This is a genomic window from bacterium SCSIO 12643, assembly GCA_024398135.1.
Lineage (GTDB): Bacteria > Bacteroidota > Bacteroidia > Flavobacteriales_G > Salibacteraceae > CAJXZP01.
Map to the genome: position 1 here is coordinate 3,030,291 of CP073750.1, position 23,149 is coordinate 3,053,439.

Genomic DNA, 23,149 nt, shown 5'->3' on the forward strand with positions numbered 1-23,149 from the left:
AAACGGGAAAAATGAAAATACTTAGAAATATTTTGGCGCTTATTGGAGGAGCTATTGTTGGAATGATTGTTAACATGGGACTGATCTTAATGAGTAGTTCTATTATTGCGCCACCTCCAGGAGCGGATATGACCACAGCAGAAGGAATTACAGCTGCTATGCCTATACTAGAGTATAAACATTTTATTATGCCGTTTTTAGCACATGCACTGGGAACTTTAGTGGGAGCATTAGTTGCAGGATTAGTTGCCGCTTCCCATCAAACCAAATTTGCTTTAGGGATTGGGGCCTTTTTTCTATTAGGAGGAATAGCGAATATGTACCAAATTCCGCATCCAACATGGTTTGCCATAATTGATATGACTTTAGCATATATTCCAATGGGTATACTTGGAGGTATGTGGGCGATGAAAATTATGGCACCCAAAGATTCTAATGAGGAAGTACTGGATCTAAGTGATTAAATAGGTCATCATTCCCAATATTAAAATCTGGAAGGCAAAAATTAAAGCGCCAAACCCAAGCGCATTTTTACCCTGAGTATACAGTTGTTTAAAATGAATACTTAATCCTATAGCGGCCATAGAGATGGTCAATAGTGCTTTGCCAACGATTCTGAAAATTTCGATCAACTCCACAGGTAGCTGAAAAAATGTGATCATGCTTGAAGCAAGAATAAAGCCTACGATATAATAAGGAAGTTTCAGATTTTCTTTAATCGAAGCATTTCTATTGATCAAAAAGTTAAAGAAAATCAAAGCAGGAGCGAGTAAAGCCACGCGTCCGAGTTTTATTGTTAATGACAAGTCCCCTATAGTTTCTCCCATTGCGTATCCGGCTCCGGCTACATTTGAAACTCCATGTAAAGTACCGCCAATCATTAATGCTGCTGCATCCATGATGATATCGGAGCTAAATACAATTGGAAAAGCTAGCATACCAATAAGTCCGTAAAGATTAATTACAGCGATAGAAATCCCAATTTCACTTTTACCGGAGTTGAGTTTTGGAGCAAGTGCGGCAATAGCACTAGAACCACAAATAGCAGTTCCAAAACCAATTAAATGACCACAAGAATCCTGGATGTTAAATCGTTTTACAATAAAATAGGTGAAACCTAAAACGACCAAAATACTTAATGATAATACAATAATGATTTGCCATCCCAAACTGGCAATATCATAAAAACTGATTCCGAACCCGAGGAAAATAATTGCGATTTCGAGTAGATTTTTAGATGAAAAATGAATCCCTGAAGACCACTTTTCTGGAGTAGGAGCTATATTGGCATACAGCATTCCCATGATTAGAGCCAGCACAATGGAATTAATCATGGGGATATATAGTGCACCGAGATAGGCTACCATTCCAATAAAAAAGCTGAAAACAATTCCCGGAATTCTGGATTTCATAATTGAATTTGAATTGCAATGATACGATCTGGCCGATATATCATGTGTAATTAGTGTTACGGTTTTTTAGAATTACTTTTTAGGTACTTTTGTTAAAGCAAAACAATATACAATGAATTTTCTAACTAAAGTTTTGATCTCCTCATTAGCGGTAATGGTTTCCCAATATATTTTACCTGGTGTTCATGTGGATAGTTTTTTTACAGGGATTATGGTCGCATTGCTGTTAGGGTTGTTTAATTCAACAATAAAACCGGTTCTGGTGATTTTAACATTGCCAATTACTGTGGTTACATTAGGATTCTTTTTGTTGGTAATCAATGTATTTGTGATTCAATTGACGGCCGGGTTTTTAGATGGATTTACGGTTGACGGATTTTGGTGGGCTTTGATATTTAGTTTGGTATTGTCTTTTGTGACTTCGATTTTCAATGGAATTGATAAATCCGATGACCGAAGAGATAGATATTAAAAAATGCGTCAGGGATTCCTAACGCATTTCCAAAACAACACTACTAACCAAGATCTAGTTTTTTATAATTCGATGTATCTGAACCCCGTCCTCATCTTTTAATCTGAGTATATAGATTCCATTTTGAAAAGTTGAGATATCAATGGAAACGGTAGTGAGTGAGGGTTCGTCTATTTGATATACAATCTTTCCACTCAAATCATATAGAGTTAAGGCTTGGGTAATAAGCGGATTAGTAATATTTACTAATCCGCTGCTAGGGTTCGGGTAAATGGTTATTGATGATTTCACAGGGTTATGAATGAGTTGATAGCCGGGTAAAAGGGTATCTAAAGAGTCACTATTTAATTTTTCTTCTTCGAATAAGTCTACGATTTTGTCATTATGATTAATGGTTTTTAAAGTATATCCACAGGCAATAATTTTGGGAGCATCAGGATTATGGCTGAGTTCAAAATTTACTGTTTTTGAAGTTTTCCCATTTAGTTGAATGATGTATTCTGAGTTTGAGTACATTGATGAATAATATTTTGTTTTTAAAGTATATGTACCTGAATTTGGAAGATTAATAAGGTAAAATCCATCAAAATCGGTTTGACCACCGGTAATAGTTTTCCTATCTTGTTCAAGAATCAGGGTTACAAATGCCAAAGGTTCTTTGGTAGATTTAGATATGATTTGGCCACGTATTTCATAGCTTTTTGATGGTTTGATTTCAATTTGATTTGAGAGTGCAGATCTTTTGATTTCAATCTGAGCGTTGCATAAAACATGAGCTAATAGAAGCCCAATTAGTATAGATATTCTCATAGCGTTGTTTTATTTGGTTAATAATATTCTGTGGTGGTTTTCATTTATTATCACGTTCAAAATATGTGGGTGGTTAGGTAAGAGTTTGTAAAATTTTGTTTTGATGGTTGTATTTAGAATCATTATAGATAAGCTAAAATAGGTTTGAGCGAATAATCGCTACTTTTGAACGATGAGCAAGAGGGATCTAAAGAAGTATTTGGAAACACTGACCAAATCTCAAATGGAAGAGCAAATTCTGGATTTGTATTCCAGATTTAAGGATGTAAAAGTGTATTATGATTTTGCTTTCAATCCTAAAGAAGACCAGTTATTAGAAAATGCCAAGCTAAAGATCTCAAAAGAATACAATTTAAATGTTCGGAAGCCGAAAGCCAGAAGGTCGGTAGCACAGAAGCTGATCAAACATTTTAAAACGCTGGAAGTACAGCCTGAAATTATTGTTGATCTTATGCTGTATAACATTGAAATTGCTCAGGTTTTTTCAAGTGAACGTAGAATCAGACAAGACGCATTTTATGTGAGTATGTTGAATTCATTTCGTGATACTTTGGGTTTTGTAAAGTTGCATGGTTTGGAATCACAATTTCAAAAACGACTTGAGCAAATTGTAGATGAAACGGATCTGCAAAACTGGATCAATTCTCCAGCTTTTGAGACGGAAATTCAAAATACATTTCGTGCATAAATTTCAGGTGAAGCATCCCTGAAATATGGGATGAAAAATTAAATTTGTCATTCGATCTTTAATCAAAAATTATGAAGAAAATACTTGTTGCCAATAGAGGGGAAATCGCATTGAGAATAATGCGCACATGTAAAGAAATGGGAATTTCAACAGTTGCAATTTATTCTGAGGTAGATGCAGATTCACTATTTGTGAAATTTGCAGATGAAGCAGTTTGTGTGGGACCGGCACCATCTTCTGAATCATATTTGAGAGGAGATTATATTATTGAAAAAGCTTTAGAATTAGGTGTGGATGGAATCCATCCTGGATATGGTTTTTTATCTGAAAATGGTGATTTTGCGCAGAAAGTAACAGATGCGGGCATTAAGTTTATTGGTCCATTACCGAAATCTATGGCTATGATGGGTGATAAACTGGCAGCAAAAGCAGCTGTAAAGAATTATAACATTCCTATGGTTCCGGGTACCGATCAGGCGATTGAAGATCCTGCCGAGGTAATTGAAATTGCGAAGGAAATCGGTTTCCCAATTTTGATTAAAGCAGCTGCCGGTGGTGGTGGTAAAGGAATGCGTATTGTTAACGAAGAAGCTGATTTAGAAGAACAAATCAGAATGGCAACCAATGAAGCAAAATCTGCTTTTGGCGATGGATCAGTTTTTATTGAAAAATATGTAGAATCACCAAGACATATTGAAATCCAGGTTTTGGCCGATGAACATGGGAATATTGTTCATTTGTTTGAAAGAGATTGCTCAATTCAAAGAAGACATCAAAAGGTAATTGAAGAAGCGCCTTCTGCTGTTTTAACTCCTGAATTACGTGCGGAAATGGGTGCATGCGCTTGTGATGTGGCCAGAGCATGTGATTATTGGGGTGCAGGAACGGTAGAATTCTTATATGATAATGGGAAGTATTATTTCCTTGAAATGAATACCCGTTTACAGGTGGAGCATCCGGTATCTGAATTAATAGCAGGATTAGATTTAGTAGAAGAGCAGATTAAAGTAGCCAGAGGAGAGAAACTTTCATTTACGCAAGCAGATTTAAAAATTCATGGACACTCTATAGAAGTACGCGTATACGCTGAAGATCCTGAGAATAATTTCTTGCCGGATATAGGTAAGTTAAGTACCTACCGTTTACCGCAAGGAGAGGGAGTACGTGTGGATGATTCTATGGAAGAAGGAAAGCAAATTCCAATCTATTACGATCCAATGATTTCTAAGTTAATTGTATGGGGAGAGAATAGAGAAGAGGCGATTGAAAGAATGATCAAGGCAATTGATGAATATCAAATTAATGGTGTGGAAACCACATTAAGTTTTTGCCGATACGCAATAGATCATGAAGCTTTTAGAACCGGAGAATTTGATACGCACTTTGTAAAGAAATATTTTGATCCGAAGAACTTCAGATACATAAAACCTGAAGAAGAAGAATTAGCAGCCTTAATTGGAGCTCATTTGACCGCAGAACGTAAAGGAAGATTGACAGTTGGCGCGAAATATGAGGTACAATCCGCATGGAAGCTAAATCGTTTGTAGGAATTAAAAAATCAATTATTGGTTGGATGAGCATCGTTTTACTAAGCGGTTGTGCTTCATCCAAGATTTCAATTGATATACTTAAGTTACCCGATTCGCCACTCTCACAACCTGTGAGGAATGTGGTATTGATGAATCGTGTAGATATCAATAGTTCCAAAACGAAACAATTTGTTCAGGGACGAGTTGTTGCACAATATAATTCCATTACAGATATTATGGTCAATGAAACCATATCGGAAATGGAGTCGATATTTAATAGCAACCAGTATTTCAATGTTTTTGATACCAGCTTTACATTTATTCCTAAAAATGGGAGTTATGGCAGTAGTCCATTACCTATTCGGTTTGTAAGTCAAATGTGTCAAAGTGTAAATGCCGATGCACTTGTGGTGATAGAAGGCTATAACGCTGAGGTGGATACAGATAGTGATGTGCTTTTTTCAACTCCGGTAGAAAGAACGTATGGAACAGTTAGAGTTCCCTACTTCAACGGAGAGCAAAGTGTCTATATGCAGATGCTATTTAGAGCTTACACTTGTAAAAATGGAGAAGGTAAAGTGGATCTGGAGTCAGATGTGAGTACACAGGTCTCGGTTTCCGCATCAGGAAGTACACCATATGAAGTAAATAACAGGATTGCAGATGCCAATAATGTATTAATTCAGGCAGCTAGAAAGTTGGCGAGTGACTATACCGAACAAATTGCCCCAAAGTGGGAAACTAAATCTCGAAAAATTTATAGTACCGGAACTGAGCAAATGAAGCAGGCTTATATCTATGCTAAAGGAGGAAACTGGTCGGGAGCGTCAGATATCTGGTATTTATTAGCAACTTCGAATAATACGAAACTGGCGAGTCGGGCAACTTTTAATTTGATAGTTGCCAGTGAAATATCGGGTGATATTGATTTGGCTTTAGAGTGGGCGAATCTATGCGTAGATAAATACAAAATGGATCAGGTGAAGTCATATATCGCAGAACTTGAAGAACGAAAAAAGGAGATTACTAAGATGGAGTTTTTGTTTCCCGAGTTAAAGATGTAGTCGATCGAGATAGAAATGAATTTTTTGTATTCTTGTGAACAATAAAAGTGAACTATGAAAATTGAGGCAAATTCTCCAGATGAGTATGTATCCAAACTTCCCGAGGATCGCGCGGAAGCGATTCAAAGATTAAGGGATATATTCAATAGTAATTTGCCGGAAGGATTTGAAGAGGTTATGAGTTATGGGATGATTGGATATGTTGTGCCTCATTCACTTTACCCCAAGGGATATCATGTAACTCCGGATTTGCCATTGCCATTTATCAATATCGCATCACAAAAGAATTTTGTGGCTTTGTATCATTCCGGAATTTATGCTTTCCCGGAACTATTGGAATGGTTTAAAGCTGAATACCCGTCTTATGTGAGGACAAAGTTAGACATGGGAAAAAGCTGTATCCGTTTCAAGAATGTAAAGACGATCCCATATGAACTGATTACAGAGTTGGCCACAAAAATGACCCCAGAGCGTTGGATAGAAATCTACGAGTCCAATTTAAAATTAAAGAAATAAGCGTTTAAAATAAGAAAACAGAATATGGAAGAAGTTGTATCGGACATTCCCTTAATTACCAATGACGCGGTTGTTTTTGGTATACTCATCGGTTTATTAACACTGATTTTTAAAGCTACTGAAACACCTCAGTTTAGCAAATTTTTTAAGGTGATTCCCGCATTGTTATTGTGTTATTTCTTACCGTCACTATTTAGCACATTTGGAATCATCTCTCCAAAATGGATTGATGTGGCTCAAGCTACAGCGTTCTTAGCAGATAATGGTTTTGATATGTCCGGGATCAGTAATTTCAAAGATTTAAAGCATTTTGTTTTAACCAATGAAGTAGATGCTTCTTTGTTAAATCCATTCATTGGAAAATCGCAATTGTATTATGTGGCTTCTAGATATTTGCTTCCGGCTAGTTTGATCTTGTTGACTTTAAGTATCAATCTAAAAGAAGTTTTTCAACTGGGACCGAAGGCGCTTATAATGTTTTTCACTGGAACGATCGGTGTTGTTATTGGTGGGCCGTTAGCGATCTTATTGTTTTCTTTTATTTCGCCTGACGTAGTTGGTGGAGTACCACCAAATGAAGTATGGAGAGGGATGACCACAGTAGCAGGAAGCTGGATTGGTGGAGGAGCCAATCAAGCTGCTATGTTTGAAATTTTTAAAGAAGGAGATCAAAACTTAATTACGGGAAGCATGTATTCTATGATGATTACTGTAGATATTGTAGTAGCTGAGATTTGGATGTTCTTTTTGTTGTTGGGCGTTGGAAAAGCTGCGAAAATTGATGCTTTCTTTAAGGCAGATGCGAGCTCTGTGGAGACTTTAAAGAACCATATGCATGAGTTTAGTCAAAAGATTGCGCGTATTCCATCATTTAATGATTTGGTGGTGATTTTAGGACTGGGACTTGGATTCACTGGATTAGCTCATTTATTGTCCGGACATATTGCTCCGTTTATTAAGGAAAACGCGCCATACCTGGCAGAAACGTTTAGTCTGGGATCAGGCTTCTTTTGGTTGATTGTATTAGCGACTACTTTTGGAATCTTATTGAGCTTTACAAGCGCACGAAATTATGAAGGTGCAGGGGCGTCTAAAGTAGGAGGTGTATTCATTTATATTTTGGTTGCAACTATTGGGATGAAGATGGATATTCTGGCTGTATTTGATAATCCGGCTATATTCCTTGTAGGATTGGTCTGGATGGCAGTTCACGTGGGGTTATTGTTTATTGTAGCTAAATTAATCCGTGCGCCATTCTTCTTCCTGGCTGTAGGAAGTAAAGCGAATATTGGAGGGGCAGCATCAGCTCCGGTGGTAGCTGCAGCATTCCACCCATCGTTGGCTCCTGTAGGTGTATTATTAGCGGTTTTAGGTTACGCGTTTGGAACCTATGGTGCTTTAATTTGTGGATACCTGATGCAAGGTGTGGCACCGATGTAGCGCGAAAAAGAACAACAAAAAAGCCAGTATTGATTCAATACTGGCTTTTTTGTTTCTAATAGGTTTGACTATCTATTATTGTATGCTGTAATCGCTTTATCTAAAATTTCTACTGCTTCCAGTAGCAATTCGGTCTTTAATACATAAGCAATACGTACTTCGTCCTGACCATTTCCTGGGGTGGAGTAAAAACCTGAAGCAGGTGCCATCATCACCGTTTTACCATTATGGCTAAAGTCTGATAAGATCCATTGACAGAAATCATCCGCATTGTCTACAGGTAATTTAGCAACGCAATAGAACGCCCCAGATGGATTCGGGCACGTAACCCCTTCAATTTTATTTAAAGCACTGACCAATGTATCTCTGCGTTCTACATACTCCGCTTTTACTTCGTCAAAATATGACGGTGGCGTTTTTAAAGCTGCTTCGGATGCAATTTGTGCATATGTTGGAGGACTTAATCTGGCTTGAGCGAATTTCATTGCTGTAGCCATCACTTCTTTGTTTTTAGAAATAATAGCTCCAATACGTGCACCACACATGCTGTATCTTTTAGAAACCGAATCCACCAAAATGGTGTTTTGTTCAATTCCTTTTAAGTTCATTACAGAGTAGTGGGTTTTGTTATCATACACAAATTCACGATATACTTCATCCGCAAATAAGAAAAGATCGTGTTTCGCTACGATATCACGAATGATCTCCAGTTCTTCTTTAGTATATAAATAACCCGTTGGATTACTTGGATTACAGATTAAGATTCCTTTGGTTTTATCTGTAATTAGACTTTCAATTTCATTTACCGGAGGTAGTGCAAAACCATTTTCAATTTTAGCAGTAACCGGAACAACTTTTACTCCACTTGCTGTGGCAAAACCATTGTAGTTTGCGTAAAATGGTTCGGGAATGATGACTTCATCGCCCGGATTAAAACAGCTTAAGAATCCAAATAAAAGAGCTTCAGAGCCTCCTGTGGTCACAATGATTTCTGAAGCATCTACATCGATATTCACCGATTTATAATACTCCGATAATCCATTTCTATAAGATTCAAAACCTGCAGAATGGCTATATTCTAAAACATCAATAGAACAATTTTTAATCGCATCTAATGCCACTTGTGGCGTTACAATATCCGGTTGTCCAATGTTTAAATGGATCACTTCATGACCGTTTTTTTTCGCAGCTTCTGCAAAAGGAACCAATTTTCTAATTGGTGACTCTGGCATTGCCAGTCCGTTATTTGAAATTGTTGGCATCTTATAAAATTTTGAGATGCAATAATAATAGGATTGTCAAAAATTGATGAATGATTTAATCTAAAATCAGAAAAATGTGAATAAATATCTACCCGTTGAAATTCTATTGCGCTATAATAGTTCCCTGAATTCTAAGCTCTATGTTGGGACTTGAACTTGCATTAGAAGTGATTTTGACTGACTTTTTAAATGGGCCAACTCTTTTAGAATCGTATTTGACAACAATGACCGCTGATGCTCCTGGAGCAATGGGGTGTTGTGGCCAGGTAGGGATCGTACAGCCACATGTACCTTCAGCATTGGAAATAATCAGAGGTGCATTTCCGGTATTTGTAAATTTGAATTCATATGTGGTTGGTGTATGTTGTTTCATGCTTCCAAAATCATGAATGGTTTTTTCAAAAGTAATTTCAGGACCTGATAATTGTCCTAAGACTGAGAAACTAAGAGAGAATATAAAGCCTAATAATAATGTAAATGTTTTCATCTTGAATGTATTTAATTTGAATGTAAATGTACAGACAAAAACTATTGAATTATAAGCGTGTGTTAGGTGTAAGTGTTTGTTTTTGTGAAAAATAAGTTAAGTATAACAAAATAGTTAAGCGCATAAAAAAACCGTCTTCAATACATTGAAGACGGCTTTCAATATTATATTAAATAAATTTTAAAGCGATGTCGGAGCAGCTTCTTCCTTTTTCACAGGACTTGTAGTTTCCTTAGGTGCAGCTGAAATATTTCCAGTGATACGAATTACTTTGGTCGGTGCGTTTGTAGCATTTGAAGTAATAGTAACCGATTTATTGATAGGTCCAACTCTTTTAGAATCATATTTTACTTTGATTACTGCTGTAGCACCTGGAGCGATAGGCTCTCTTGGCCATGTTGGAACAGTACATCCACAAGAACCTTTAGCATTAGAAATGATTAATGGTGCATTACCAGTGTTTGTGAAAACAAACTCAGTAGTTGCATTACCATATTGTTTGATTTTACCGAAATCATGTACATCTTTTTCAAATGTAATTTCAGGACCACCTACTTGTTGTTGTGCAAATGTCCCAAGTGCAAATGCTAAAATGAATCCTAGTGCTAATGTTACTTTTTTCATATCTTTTAAAATTTGGGTTGGTTTAACTTAAAGCAAATGTATTCAAATCTTTGAGAGTTAAAAACCAAATAACATATCATTAACACGGAAATAAAGTGAAGAAAATTTGTGGCTTTTAAAAAGCAAAAGGTCATTTGTGTGGACAAATAACCTCTTCTTCTTGGAATCAATGGGTTTGTACATGATTGACTAAGACAACCTACAATTGAGCCATCTGCTCAAACAATTGATTTTAATCACCAAGTAGTTAGCTTTTTCCATAGTGAATAACAATCGAGGGCGAATCTAGCCTCAAAACAAATACAAAGCAATAGGGGATATCCCCTAATTTCTGGAAAATAATCGGAACAAAAAGGAGGAATAAAAAAAGGAGTTGAACATCAACTCCTTTTAATGGATTTAGTAGATCATGCTCTAGTTTAGGTTTGATAGGTTCATTAATTTGCTCTCCACTTCAAATTAATAATACAAATGTAAGGCGCGCATACCATGCCTACAATAGGGGATAACCCCTAATTTTATACCGGGGAGGTAGGGTATTTAGAAATATCTACAGGTATGCCTTGTTTTTAGAAGCCCACGAGAATAGACTGTGCTTCTTAGAAGTGAGATCTAATTTCTTGATGATATTCGATCTATGATTGTCCACAGTCTTAGGACTAATGAAAAGTATTTCACCAATTTCCTTTGACGTTTTTTCCTGACCAATTAATCTCAAAACCTTCCGTTCTGTACGACTCAATTTATCAATATTCGGATCTTTATCCTGATCGGGATTGATATACGTTTTAAGTTGTTCTGAATAATATGGTTCGTTATTTTCAAAATGCGTCAAACAACGATTAATTTCAATATTCGCAAAATCTTTAAGTAAGTATCCGTCCGCCCCAGCGTCTATGGCTTCCAACATATAGCGTTCTTCTTTATGAGAAGTCAGAATAGCGACCTTAGTGTCAGGCGTATGCTTTTTAATTTCTTTTAAAACTTCAATGCCATTGATTCCAGGAAGTTCTAAGTCAATGATAGAAATATCCGGTACATGTTGCTTGGCTAAAAGAACGGCATCTGTACCATTCGTTGCCTCACCTACCAGTCGGTAACCTTTGATATTGTCAATAATTCCTCTCAGACCAATGATGAGGAGAGGATGGTCATCTGCGATGAGAATATTTTTCGTAGTGTTGTTCAAGAGGAGCTACTTTAAATACTTGTGTGCTAACAAATATATAATGCTTTTACATGATGAAGAGTGCTTTATACAATGGTTTTTTAACAATTTTGTTCCGAATTCTGAACAAAAAGTAATTCTACAGCGCTTTTAAAGTTTTTCATTGCTTCTTCAAGGATGCTTTTAGGACAAGCAATATTCATTCGGATAAATTTCGCTCCGGATTTACCAAATCGATCACCATTATTTACGCCTATTTTGGCATGTTTGGCCAGAAATTGAATCAGCTCAACTCCATGAATGGGTAATGCAGATACATCCAGCCAAATTAGGTAAGTTCCTTCCTGGCGTACCAAATGGACTTGAGGAATATTTTGATGTAGGTATTCATCAATATACGCAATGTTGGATTTTATATAATTATTTAGTTGATCAATCCATTCATCAGCGGTTTGAAAACCTGTTTGTATGGCAGTGTTAGTTAGCGCATTTGATCTTCCCAGATTGTATCGGAGTTTAAGTCGTTCAAATTCTGTTTTTAAATTCGGATTCGGAATGATCGCTATAGAATCAGATATTCCAGCCAAATTCAATATTTTAGAAGGAGAGTAGCAAACAATGAGTTGATGATGTATTTCTTTAAAATCCAATAAAGAAGTAAATGTATAGGGTTTAAATACCACATCAGCATGAATTTCATCGGAGATAAGTATGATGTTATTCTTAATACAGAGATCTACAATTTTTTGAAGTTCTACTTTGGTCCATACACGACCCCCTGGATTGTGTGGATTTGAAATCAGTAAGGCCTTAGTGTTTTCATTTTGACATAAAACCTCTAAATGATCAAAGTCAATTTCATAATGGTAATCCTTAAGAACCAAATTATTTCGAAATACTGTTCTATTTGTTTTGAGAATGACACTTTCGAATTCCTGATATACCGGTGGTTGAATAATGACTCCGTTCTGATCGTTAGTGAATAGATCGATAGCCATGGCTACGCTGGTAATAATTGTTGGAGTAAATTGGATCCAGGAAGGCTGAATCACACAATTAAATCGTCTCCTATACCATTCTACGATTCCCGACATAAAATCAACTGATCGACATTCATACCCAAATACACCATTTTGGGATCTTAATACAAGCGCGTTTATGATTTCAGGAGATGTCTGTAAATCCTGGTCAGCGATCCAAAATGGATATAAATCCTCCGTTTGGAATATTTCCAATAAGTATTCACGTTTGAATTTGGCCGCATTACTATTAAAGCGATCAATAGGTGTGTCAAAGTTGTAGTTCATGTTTAGAATAGCTTTTTGAGAATATTGAATTTCCATTTAGAAAATGGAGGGTATTTAAATGATGGCTCAAACCAGGCAGGTTTATCAATAATAGATTTGAAATGAGAAAAGTTGTCAAATCCAAATTTCCCATGGTAATTGCCCATGCCGGATGCGCCAACACCACCAAATGGTAAATGATGATTGGCTAGATGAACAAGAGTTTCATTAAAAATACCTCCTCCAAATGAAAGTTCTTCAAGTAAACGGTTCTTATTTTTATTGCTATTGGTAAAGGCATATAAAGAAAGAGGTTTAGGACGTTTTTTAATTTTTGAAATGACATCTTCAATCCGATCAAAAGCGATGATTGGGAGTATGGGACCAAAGATTTCTTCTTCCATAATAGGATGATCAAATTCTATTTGATCCATGACGGTAGGAGAGATGAGGTGTTTGTCTGAGTCCAATTCTCCACCAAAAATGATTTTATCTTGATCCAATAACTGACTTAAACGTTGAAAGTGATTCTCATTAATGATCTTAGATAGAAGAGGAGAGCTTACAGGTGAATCTCCATAAATCTTTTGGATATGTTTTTGAATAGCTGCAATCAGTTTTGTTTTGATTTTTTGATCTATAACTAAATAATCCGGAGCTACACAAGTTTGTCCTGCATTGATAAATTTCCCCCATACGATACGCTGAGCGGTAACATCAATTGGTGCATCGTCAAAAACAAAGCAAGGGCTTTTACCTCCAAGTTCTAAGGTAACAGGCACCAGGTTTTTAGCCGCAGCCTCGTAAATAATTTTACCAACCGCTGTACTTCCGGTAAAGAAGATTTTATCAAATTGAAGTTGGAGTAATTTCGTACTTTCTGAAACCCCGCCTTCCTGAACATATATATAGTTGGATTCAAAATTTGAATTAATTAGATCAGCGATCACTTTTGAACTATGAGGCGCAATTTCACTGGGTTTAACAATTGCTGTATTTCCTGAAGCAATTGCAGATATGAGTGGGTGTATGGAGAGTAGGAAAGGATAATTCCATGCTCCGATGATGAAAATTGTTCCTAGCGGTTCCGGAATAATATAACTAGAGGCTGGAAAATTAACCAGATTGGTTGGAACCCTTTTTTTGGATGCCCACTGTTTGAGATGATCTATAGTGTATTTTAATTCAGAATAGATCAGTCCTAGTTCTGTTTCAAGAAATTCAAACTCAGATTTCCTTAAATCTTTATAGATAGCTTCATTCATAAGTTCTTCGTTTTGCTGAAGTACATGAAGCAGTTTTCTAAGTTGTTTCTTCCTGAATACAATACTTTTAGTCGAATTGGAGTCGAAAAAAGTCTTTTGAGATTGGAAGGTTTCTGAAATACGTAAATTCATCATATCTGTGTGCACTCGAATTTAGGGTATTCAAAAAACATAAAAAAACGGATAATGAGCATTCATTATCCGTTTCTCCATTTTTGATTTTAGAAGGTTACCATTTGCGATTCTTTTTTCGGTCTGCTTTGCTATCCGAATTATTAAAATCACTGGATTTTTTTCTGTAGTCTTTTTTGCTCTTAGCTCTTGAACGTTCACGATCAGAACCTCTTCTTGATGATCGATCTCGATCCCCACGATTAGAGAAGTCAGAAGACCTTCTTCCTTTTGATTTTTTATCACGTTTTCCCTCTCCTGAGCTGTTTTTCATACTCACGCTAGGCTCAACAGAAAGTTTAAATCCGTCCAGGTCTTTGTTTCTAAATGCTGGCACAACTTCATCCGCTAAAGCTTTATCTACTTCAAAAAAGGCAAAGTTGTTCTGGATATCAATCTGACCAATTTCTACTCCATCTAAAGGTGCATGTTCGTTGATCATCCCCATCAACCTTTGCGGATTTAGACGATTCGATTTTCCGGCATTAATGAAAAACCTTGCAAACTCACCGCTACCTCTGCTGCGTCTTTGCTTACCCAAACGATCTCCACGTTCTTTACGATCCCTACGATCACGTCTGCTTTTTCGTCCTTCATCTCGATCTGATTTTGAACTTTTAATATCATTCAAATCACGGGCATCTTTATAGTAATCTAAAAAGCGATTAAATTCAGCAGAAACGAAATGTTTGATGATATCTTCTTTTTCCATATGTCCCAACTTCTCCATAACTGCAGGCATAAATGGATTGATTTGTTCCTGATTTACCTCAATTTCCTTGACGTTATCAATTAACTTCATCAATTGGATCTCGCAAATTGCCTCTCCGGTAGGAACCTTTTGTTGCGCAAATTTAAACCCAATCATTTTTTCCAGTTCTCTCACACGTCTCATTTCGCGTGTGTGGATAATGGTAATGGATTTCCCTTTGTTTCCAGCTCTACCAGTACGTCCACTTCGGTGAACGTATACTTCAGGATCGTCTGGAAGGTTGTAGTTAATAACATGTGTAAGTTCATTAACATCCAAACCACGAGCCGCAACATCTGTAGCTACCAATATTTGAAGCATACCATTTCTGAAACGATTCATCACATAATCACGTTGTGCTTGCGATAAGTCACCGTGTAGCGAATCCGCGTTATATCCGTCTTGCATCAATTTATCCGCAACTTCCTTGGTCTCGCGTCTGGTACGACAAAAAACGATTCCATAAATATCCGGATTAATATCAGCCAATCTTTTTAATGCTAAATATCTATCTCTTGCAGAAACCATGTAATATTCATGTTCCACATCGGTATTACCTGTATTCCTTTTAGCTACTTCAATGGTATTTGGATGATCCATATAGGCCTTGGTAATCTTTTGAATCCCAGAAGGCATAGTAGCCGAGAATAATAAAGTTTGTTTGTCCTGAGGTGTTTCAGCTAAGATGGTATCCAAATCCTCTTTGAATCCCATTGACAACATTTCATCAGCTTCATCTAAAACCAACCATTGTACATTTTGAAGCTTAAGTTTCTTACGCATGATTAAGTCAATCACACGACCTGGTGTACCAACAACAACTTGTGTTCCCTTTGTAAGTGCTCTCATTTGGGGATCGATACTGGTCCCTCCATAAACTGCGGTTATCTTTAACCCTTTAATTTTTTTACTGTAGCTCTCTAAATCTTTTGAAATTTGAAGACATAGTTCGCGCGTTGGACATAAAATAATAGATTGTGTTTGCGTTGAGGTTACATCAATCTGATTAATAATTGGAAGACCAAAAGCAGCTGTTTTCCCGGTTCCTGTTTGCGCCAATGCAATTAAATCCGTTTTGGAAGTAAGAACTTGAGGAATAGCTTCTTTTTGAATCGGAGTAGGCGCCTGATAGCCTAACTCGGTAATGGCTTCTATGATTTCATCACGAAGGCCTAATTCTTGAAATGTTGACATTAATTGTTTGTTCTAATAAGCTGCAAAGAAACAACATTTTACTGCTTAAATAACGTGGTTTTAAAATACTATTAAATATTCAGGTTAAGAGTTGTAAATATTGTCAGATTTGAAATGATATTTGTTAGTTTTGGCGCCTAAAATTTAAAGATTATGATGAATCCTTGGCATGATATAAGTGCAGGAAAAGATGCTCCGGAAATGGTAACCGGAATTATAGAAATTCCTAAAAATTCAAGAGCGAAATACGAGTTAGATAAAGATTCAGGGATGTTGATTTTGGATCGTGTATTGTATTCAGCGGTATACTATCCAGCGAATTATGGTTTTATTCCTAAAACCTATTGTGATGATGGAGACCCGTTGGATATTTTGGTTTTATCTCAAATTGAAATCGTACCAATGTGTTTAGTAAACGCTAAGGTAATTGGTGTGATGAGAATGTTGGATCACGGTGAAGCAGATGATAAAATTATTGCAGTTGCAGCAAATGATATGAGTGTGAATCACTTTAACGATATATCAGATTTACCTAGACACTTTAAACGTGAATTACGTGCGTTTTTTGAAGATTACAAAAAACTAGAAGAAAAAGAGGTAAAGATTGAGCACTTCTTAGGAAAAGAAGATGCAATGAAAATTATCGAAAAAAGTTTCGAAGACTATGACGAATTAATGTCTAAAAAATAAGACTAATTATCATTGATAAGCTTCCCCGAACCAGTTATGTTGGAATTGATGTAGGGGAAGCCTTTATAATACAGGTCACCCTTTCCACTTAAATCCAACGTTAAATGTCTCTGAATTCTTAAGTAGGCATTTCCACTTCCGGTTATATTTGCAACCACACTGTCTGTCATTGCCTGATAGGTATTGATGTTCCCAGAATTTTGATGTATGATGTTATGGTACTCAATTTGTCCATTAATTCGTACTTCACCAGTTCCGTTAATATTGGTAGTTAGATTTTTGATATCGGTAGTAAGATCTATATCACCGCTCGATCGAATATTAAGTGTTAAATCATCCTGAACCATTTTTCCTTTAGAAATAATGTCTCCCGGACCACTTACGGTTAAAGTGTTTAATGTATCATAATGTACGCGAACAATGATTTCGGAGTGATTGCTAAAGCAAAAACCAAGTGAAATATCCAATGTGTCATTGATAACTTCTGTGGCCAAATGTGTTTGCAGGTTTTCTTCCACAATTAGTTCTACAAAAGGAGTCTCTTTAGCGGTATCTTTTACCAGTTCTACAATACCGGAAAAGTGAACGTTCACTGCTGTAAATGGAGGAAGTGTACGCATCACACCACGAGGGTATTGATCTCCATCAATACATTGTTTTTTTTTGCATGATGAGAATCCTAAGCTAACAAACGATAATAGTATGAAGAAATAAATCCTTTTCATTCTGAAATATCAATCGGCAAAAGTATACGTTTTATTGTGGCAGTAGTCATTTTTATCTACGGATATAAACGACAAAATGTTTGCCAGTACTAGAATTTATCTGTGATAAATTTAGCGGTATAACTTTCGGTACAATGGATCAAATCTTCAGGAACACCGCTAAATACCAATTGTCCACCTTCTTCGCCACCTTCAGGTCCCAGATCAATAATCCAATCTGCAGATTTAATGATATCCGTATTATGTTCTACAATTACCAGTGAATGTCCATTATCCAGTAAGGCATTAAAAGCTTTCAAAAGTTTGTGAATATCATGAAAATGCAGACCGGTGGTAGGTTCATCGAATATGAAAAGTGTCTTTTTAGCATTTTTGCCTTTAGTTAAAAAGGAGGCTAACTTTATTCTTTGTGCTTCACCGCCACTTAATGTATTGGACGATTGTCCGAGTTGAACATAACCTAAACCAACTTCTTGTAACGGTTTTATTTTAGAAACGATTTTCTTTGCAGGTCCGGTTTTATCTTGTTCAAAGAAAGTCATGGCATCATCAATCGTCATTCTAAGAATATCCGAAATATTGTGATCCTTGTATTTGACTTCTAAAACTTCTCCGGTATAACGATGTCCATTACATTCGCTACAAACCAAATGGACATCTGCCATAAATTGCATTTCAACGACAATATTCCCATCTCCTTTACAGTTTTCACATCTACCACCTTCTACATTGAATGAAAAGTATGAGGGTTTATAACCTCTAACTTTTGCCAGTTTTTGACTGGAAAATAAAGCGCGGATATCATCAAATGCCTTAACATAGGTAACTGGATTAGAGCGAGAAGATTTGCCAATTGGATTTTGATCCACAAACTCAACAGATTCTATTTTTTGAATATCACCTCCAAAAGATCCGAAATTCCCGGAAACATATTCGTGACCTGATAACAGTTTATTTAAAGAAGGGTAAAAGACATCTCTTACTAAAGATGATTTACCTGATCCGGAAACTCCGGTAATTACGGTCATAACTTCCAATGGAATCTGAATATCAATGTTTTTCAGATTGTTTTGGTGAATGGAAGTAATGTCAATATGATATTTCCATTTTCTTCTGGAAGTTGGCATCGGAATATTCATATGTCCTTTGAGATACTGAGCGGTCAGACTTTCTGTCTTTTCATTCATATCATCAAGCGTGCCTTGAAAAACCAATTGTCCTCCATGAGTTCCGGCTTCAGGACCTAAATCGATAATCTCATCAGATTCCTGCATGATCTCTTCATCATGCTCTACGACAATTACCGTATTACCTACATCTCTTAAAGATTTAAGAACCTTGATCAGTCGTTGCGTATCTCTTGGATGTAATCCAATACTTGGTTCATCCAGTATATACATAGAACCAACTAAACTACTTCCTAACATTGTGGAGAGGTTAATTCTTTGAGACTCCCCACCGGATAACGTATTTGATAGTCGATTTAAATCCAAATAATCCAGTCCTACATCGCTTAAATAACTTAAACGATTATTGATTTCAGTTAAGATCCTTTTGGAAATCACACGGTCATGTTCAGATAGCTGCGAAGCTAAATTTTGAGTCCATGGGAGAAGGTGCTTCACCGGAGTAAGCATCAATTCCTGGATATTTTTATCTAATACTTTTACGTACGAAGCATCTTTTCTTAATCGGGTGCCTTTACAATCCGGACAAGTGGTTTTACCTCTATATCTGGAAAGCATTACACGATATTGGATTTTATAACTCTGAGCTTCTACTTCTTTGAAGAACGCATGAATTCCATCAAAGTATTTATTTCCATTCCAGAGTAAATCGTATTCTTTCTTTGTGAGTTCACCAATTGGACGATGAATCGGAAAGTTGAATTTAGGTGAAGCCATCACCAGTTGGTTTTTCCAGGCACTCATCTTTTCCCCACGCCAACACACTATGGCTTCATCATAAACGGATAAACTTTTATTTGGAATCACTAAATCAGGGTCAATTCCAATAACACTACCAAAGCCCTCGCATGTTTTACATGCACCAACAGGATTGTTGAAAGAGAAGAAATTTACCGATGGAGTTTCGAATGTCATTCCGTCTAATTCAAATGCATGATTGAAATTCACAGTATCCCAATCATCACCATTTTTAATCATTAGATCACATGAACCGTGACCTTCGTAAAATGATGTTTGTACAGAATCCGCCAAACGATTTCTTAAATCTTCGTCATCCGGATTTACGCTAATACGATCTACCAGTATCGAAAGTTGATCCGTTTGATCATGTGGTGATTTTAACCACTCCGTAATGTCATGGATTTGATACTGGTCCACCAATCGATCAAAACCCTGTTGTTTTAATACAGTCAGTTGCTCCTCTATTTTACGGTTCTTTACAATTAAAGGAGCCGTAATCATCAATCTGGTTTTCGTTGGTAAGTTTAAGATGTAGTCAACCACATCACTAACGTTGTGTCTTTTAACCTCGTTCCCGGAAATAGGGGAGTAGGTTCTTCCGATCCTTGCAAAAAGCAATTTTAAATAGTCATAAATCTCAGTAGTTGTCCCAACAGTAGATCTTGGATTTCTGGTATTTACCTTTTGTTGAATTGCAATGGCCGGAGAAATTCCTTCAATGTCATCCACTTCAGGTTTATCGATTTTTCCAAGAAATTGTCTGGCATAAGAAGACAGACTTTCTACATATCTACGTTGCCCTTCTGCATACAGCGTATCAAATGCAAGAGAAGATTTTCCTGAACCGGATAAACCCGTAACCACCACAAATTTATTTCTAGGAATACGTACATCAATATTTTTAAGATTATGCATTCGTGCACCTTTAATAGAGATGTGACTATTACGTAGATTGGAGATCTTTTTCTTGGCCATAAATCAATAATTGAGGCCAAAAATACTTTCTTAAATACAATAATTGGTTTGAAAATTGCTAAGAGTTTTTACAATTATTTAAATAAAAATGTAGATTTTTTATTTTGTTTTATTTGCTTGTAAATGTGTGGTTTACGATCTGTTTTCACATTGTTGTATTTGGAATGGATTGAAAATTAAAATGTTAAAAATTTGGTATAGCCCATTTTATTTTACATTTTAGCAATCTCGAAAGTCACATATTTTAATAAATTTTAAGTAAAAATTTGCCTATAGAATAATATCTACATTTCAACATTTTAGAACCAACTAAACGTAGATATTATGGTATGTGAAAAAATCTCCGATCAGGAATTAGTTAAGAAGTATTTAAAGGGTCATGAATTAGCCCTGCAAATCTTAATTGAACGTCACCAGGAAAAAGTATTAGGATATATCATATCCAAAGTAAAGGATAGACAATTAGCCGAAGATTTATTTCAGGATGTTTTTATCAAAGTCATTAATACTTTAAGAAAAGGAAAGTATAATGAAGAAGGTAAGTTCTTACCATGGGTGATGCGAATTTCACATAATTTGACGATCGATTATTTCCGGAATGCGAAGAAGATGAAAACGACTGCAGGAAATAAAGATTTTGACATATTTGATATCATTCCGGATGATGAGGTGAATGCTGAAGATAAGATGGCATATGCGAATTCATTGAGTAAAGTAAAAGAGTTGATTCACCATTTACCGGCTGATCAATTGCAAGTACTCAAAATGCGGATGTACTACGAAATGAGTTTTAAGGAGATTGCAGACGAAACGAATGTTAGTATTAATACAGCATTGGGTAGAATGCGTTATGCCTTGATGAACTTAAGAAAGTTGGTAGACGAAAACAATATAAGTTTACACGTTTAATTTTTTTAAATGCGTTAGTTAGGTGGTGGTTTTCTCGAAAGAGAAAACCATTTTTTTTGCCTTTTTATTTTTTTTTACAATAAACCATTTAATTACCCGTTTGAGGGGTATGTTTAACATTAAACCGATATATGGATATAACTTTACACGAAGAACTTTATGGTCAAACATTTTTAAATCCGAAGACAGAGAAATCTAACGGAGAGCCTAAAATTAGAGCCAGAAAAGAAACCATTAAAAATTTAATGGCGTATTCCAGAGCGTTATCTGTGAAAAGCTACGAGTCTTTAGGACAGCAAGAAATAATATTAAATTAAAGAATATCCTCGAAAATTTTCGAGGATTTTTTGTTTATAGACATTCTGTACATCCCTACAATTTAGCGATATTTGCAGCCAAATTTTCAGATATGGCTAAAGCAGCAATACCTAAGGGAACACGTGATTTTGGTCCAGCGCAAATGTTGGGGCGAAATTTCATTTTCAATACTTTAAAAGGTGTATTTCAAACTTATGGATTTCAACCCATTGAAACTCCTGCAATGGAGCGTTTGGAGACCTTAACCGGAAAGTATGGAGAAGAGGGAGATCGTTTGATTTTTAAGATCCTGGCACGTGGAGAAAAGCTAAATAAGGGAATTAATGCATTAACCTCGAATTCAGAAACTCCACTATCAGTTTTAAGCGAGGATGCATTGCGTTATGATTTAACAGTTCCATTTGCTCGTTTTGTTGTGCAGCATCGTAACGATTTGGTGTTTCCATTTAAGCGCTATCAAATTCAACCGGTTTGGCGTGCCGATCGTCCACAAAAAGGAAGGTATAGAGAGTTTTATCAATGTGATGTAGATATGATTGGCAGTACTTCGTTGTTGAACGAGGTGGAGCTAATTCAATTGGTAAATTCTGGATTTGCGAAACTGGGATTAGCTGATGTCACCATTCGAGTGAACAATAGAAAGATTTTAGCCGGTCTGGCTGAAGTTGCGAATCAAGCTGGAAATTTTGGAACCATCACTGTAGCCATCGATAAGTTAGATAAAATTGGAATTGAAGGTGTTGAAAAGGAATTGGTAGAAAAAGGAATTCCAACAGCAGCGATTGCTAAAATAAAGTCAGTTCTGGAATTGCAAGGTGTAGCTGATTTGGCACAAATGAGAGCTATTTTAGAAGGCTCCGAAATTGGTCAGAAAGGCTTGGATGAACTGGATTTTATGCTGAAAGCTGCAAAAGATTTAGGTGTAGATAATGCGGTTCCGGATTTTACATTAGCCAGAGGATTAGATTACTATACCGGAGCGATATTCGAGGTCACCCATAATGAATTTAATTCCAGTATTTGCGGAGGAGGGCGTTACGATGACCTTACTGGTGTTTTCGGATTAAAAGACATGTCGGGAGTTGGAATTTCCTTTGGAGCAGATCGTATTTATGATTTAATGTTAGCCAAAGGTTTATTCCCAAAACATACGCAAGATTCTACGCAATTGTTGTTTGTCAATTTTGGAGATCAGGAAGCTGCATATGTAATGAAGTTGTTAAAGGAAATCAGATCTCAAAACATCAATGCAGAATTGTACCCTGATAAATCGAAGATGAAAAAACAAATGAAATACGCCAATGATAAGGGGATTCCATTTGTGGCAATGGTCGGGGAGAATGAAATGAATTCAGGAATGATTCAATTAAAGAATATGGAAACGGGTGATCAGGTGTCATTGAGTTTAGAGGAGTTAGTAAAAGAGATTAAGAAATAAGGTTATAGATTTAGAAATAGGATTAAC

22 protein-coding genes are annotated in these 23,149 nt (G+C 36.2%); 11 read left to right on the forward strand and 11 right to left on the reverse strand.

Annotation, left to right across the window (positions count from 1 at the left end; genetic code table 11):
• The first annotated feature begins 11 nt into the window (after nucleotides 1–11).
• Nucleotides 12–464: a hypothetical protein gene (locus KFE94_13400; protein ID UTW65638.1), complete on the forward strand. Its 453-nt coding sequence runs from the start codon at nucleotides 12–14 to the stop codon at nucleotides 462–464.
• Here KFE94_13400 and KFE94_13405 read toward each other — a convergent pair.
• Nucleotides 453–1,412: a putative sulfate exporter family transporter gene (locus KFE94_13405; protein UTW65639.1), complete on the reverse strand. Its 960-nt coding sequence runs from the start codon at nucleotides 1,410–1,412 to the stop codon at nucleotides 453–455. The genes KFE94_13400 and KFE94_13405 overlap by 12 nt on opposite strands.
• Before the next feature lie 112 nt (nucleotides 1,413–1,524).
• Between KFE94_13405 and KFE94_13410 the strand changes: the two genes are divergently transcribed.
• Complete coding sequence (locus KFE94_13410) at nucleotides 1,525–1,884, forward strand: phage holin family protein (protein UTW65640.1); 360 nt, start codon at nucleotides 1,525–1,527, stop codon at nucleotides 1,882–1,884.
• A gap of 54 nt (nucleotides 1,885–1,938) precedes the next feature.
• On the opposite strand, the gene KFE94_13415 is transcribed toward KFE94_13410, so the two are convergent.
• On the reverse strand, nucleotides 1,939–2,694 hold the full coding sequence (locus KFE94_13415) for a T9SS type A sorting domain-containing protein (protein ID UTW65641.1): 756 nt from the start codon (nucleotides 2,692–2,694) through the stop codon (nucleotides 1,939–1,941).
• 172 nt (nucleotides 2,695–2,866) lie between these two features.
• Here KFE94_13415 and KFE94_13420 point away from each other — a divergent pair, with 172 nt between their 5' ends.
• The 5 genes from KFE94_13420 (at nucleotide 2,867) to KFE94_13440 (ending at nucleotide 7,931) form a co-directional block, all read left to right on the forward strand.
• Nucleotides 2,867–3,382 (forward strand): hypothetical protein, encoded by a 516-nt coding sequence (locus tag KFE94_13420; GenBank protein ID UTW65642.1) that lies wholly within the window; start codon nucleotides 2,867–2,869, stop codon nucleotides 3,380–3,382.
• A 71-nt stretch (nucleotides 3,383–3,453) separates the two neighbouring features.
• Nucleotides 3,454–4,929, forward strand: coding sequence for an acetyl-CoA carboxylase biotin carboxylase subunit (gene accC / locus KFE94_13425; protein ID UTW65643.1), 1,476 nt, complete (start codon nucleotides 3,454–3,456; stop codon nucleotides 4,927–4,929).
• 26 nt (nucleotides 4,930–4,955) lie between these two features.
• Nucleotides 4,956–5,975 carry a hypothetical protein gene (locus KFE94_13430; protein ID UTW65644.1) on the forward strand — a complete coding sequence of 340 codons (1,020 nt, stop codon included), beginning with the start codon at nucleotides 4,956–4,958 and terminating at the stop codon, nucleotides 5,973–5,975.
• A 54-nt stretch (nucleotides 5,976–6,029) separates the two neighbouring features.
• Nucleotides 6,030–6,491 carry a DUF1801 domain-containing protein gene (locus tag KFE94_13435; protein UTW65645.1) on the forward strand — a complete coding sequence of 154 codons (462 nt, stop codon included), beginning with the start codon at nucleotides 6,030–6,032 and terminating at the stop codon, nucleotides 6,489–6,491.
• A 24-nt stretch (nucleotides 6,492–6,515) separates the two neighbouring features.
• Nucleotides 6,516–7,931 carry a DUF819 family protein gene (locus tag KFE94_13440; protein ID UTW65646.1) on the forward strand — a complete coding sequence of 472 codons (1,416 nt, stop codon included), beginning with the start codon at nucleotides 6,516–6,518 and terminating at the stop codon, nucleotides 7,929–7,931.
• Nucleotides 7,932–7,999: 68 nt separating this feature from the next.
• Here the strand turns inward: KFE94_13440 and KFE94_13445 are convergent, their stop codons facing one another.
• The 7 genes from KFE94_13445 to KFE94_13475 form a co-directional block, all read right to left on the reverse strand.
• Nucleotides 8,000–9,193 (reverse strand): pyridoxal phosphate-dependent aminotransferase, encoded by a 1,194-nt coding sequence (locus KFE94_13445; GenBank protein ID UTW65647.1) that lies wholly within the window; start codon nucleotides 9,191–9,193, stop codon nucleotides 8,000–8,002.
• Nucleotides 9,194–9,296: 103 nt separating this feature from the next.
• On the reverse strand, nucleotides 9,297–9,680 hold the full coding sequence (locus tag KFE94_13450) for a DUF1573 domain-containing protein (GenBank protein ID UTW65648.1): 384 nt from the start codon (nucleotides 9,678–9,680) through the stop codon (nucleotides 9,297–9,299).
• A 180-nt stretch (nucleotides 9,681–9,860) separates the two neighbouring features.
• Complete coding sequence (locus KFE94_13455) at nucleotides 9,861–10,304, reverse strand: DUF1573 domain-containing protein (protein UTW65649.1); 444 nt, start codon at nucleotides 10,302–10,304, stop codon at nucleotides 9,861–9,863.
• A 550-nt stretch (nucleotides 10,305–10,854) separates the two neighbouring features.
• A complete protein-coding gene (locus tag KFE94_13460; protein UTW65650.1) occupies nucleotides 10,855–11,493 on the reverse strand; it encodes a response regulator transcription factor in 639 nt (212 codons plus the stop codon).
• A gap of 80 nt (nucleotides 11,494–11,573) precedes the next feature.
• Nucleotides 11,574–12,815 (reverse strand): PatB family C-S lyase, encoded by a 1,242-nt coding sequence (locus KFE94_13465; protein ID UTW65651.1) that lies wholly within the window; start codon nucleotides 12,813–12,815, stop codon nucleotides 11,574–11,576.
• Nucleotides 12,782–14,155, reverse strand: a complete 1,374-nt coding sequence (locus KFE94_13470; GenBank protein UTW68283.1) for an aldehyde dehydrogenase — start codon at nucleotides 14,153–14,155, stop codon at nucleotides 12,782–12,784. Before KFE94_13470 ends, KFE94_13465 begins: the two co-directional genes overlap by 34 nt.
• 97 nt (nucleotides 14,156–14,252) lie before the next feature.
• On the reverse strand, nucleotides 14,253–16,139 hold the full coding sequence (locus KFE94_13475; GenBank protein UTW65652.1) for a DEAD/DEAH box helicase: 1,887 nt from the start codon (nucleotides 16,137–16,139) through the stop codon (nucleotides 14,253–14,255).
• 153 nt (nucleotides 16,140–16,292) lie between these two features.
• Here KFE94_13475 and KFE94_13480 point away from each other — a divergent pair, with 153 nt between their 5' ends.
• Entirely contained in the window at nucleotides 16,293–16,829 is a 537-nt protein-coding gene (locus KFE94_13480) for an inorganic diphosphatase (protein UTW65653.1), read from the forward strand.
• Nucleotides 16,830–16,831: 2 nt separating this feature from the next.
• Here KFE94_13480 and KFE94_13485 read toward each other — a convergent pair whose 3' ends face one another.
• Both KFE94_13485 and uvrA read right to left on the reverse strand, forming a co-directional pair.
• Complete coding sequence (locus KFE94_13485; protein ID UTW65654.1) at nucleotides 16,832–17,554, reverse strand: DUF2807 domain-containing protein; 723 nt, start codon at nucleotides 17,552–17,554, stop codon at nucleotides 16,832–16,834.
• An 89-nt stretch (nucleotides 17,555–17,643) separates the two neighbouring features.
• The gene (gene uvrA, locus KFE94_13490; protein ID UTW65655.1) at nucleotides 17,644–20,457 is read right to left on the reverse strand and encodes an excinuclease ABC subunit UvrA; all 2,814 of its coding nucleotides are present in this window, start codon (nucleotides 20,455–20,457) and stop codon (nucleotides 17,644–17,646) included.
• A gap of 324 nt (nucleotides 20,458–20,781) precedes the next feature.
• Between uvrA and KFE94_13495 the strand changes: the two genes are divergently transcribed.
• The 3 genes from KFE94_13495 (at nucleotide 20,782) to KFE94_13505 (ending at nucleotide 23,122) form a co-directional block, all read left to right on the forward strand.
• A complete protein-coding gene (locus tag KFE94_13495) occupies nucleotides 20,782–21,366 on the forward strand; it encodes a sigma-70 family RNA polymerase sigma factor (protein UTW65656.1) in 585 nt (194 codons plus the stop codon).
• A 131-nt stretch (nucleotides 21,367–21,497) separates the two neighbouring features.
• Nucleotides 21,498–21,683, forward strand: coding sequence for a hypothetical protein (locus KFE94_13500; protein ID UTW65657.1), 186 nt, complete (start codon nucleotides 21,498–21,500; stop codon nucleotides 21,681–21,683).
• Nucleotides 21,684–21,775: 92 nt separating this feature from the next.
• Nucleotides 21,776–23,122 carry a histidine--tRNA ligase gene (locus KFE94_13505; GenBank protein UTW65658.1) on the forward strand — a complete coding sequence of 449 codons (1,347 nt, stop codon included), beginning with the start codon at nucleotides 21,776–21,778 and terminating at the stop codon, nucleotides 23,120–23,122.
• The last annotated feature ends 27 nt before the right edge of the window (nucleotides 23,123–23,149 follow it).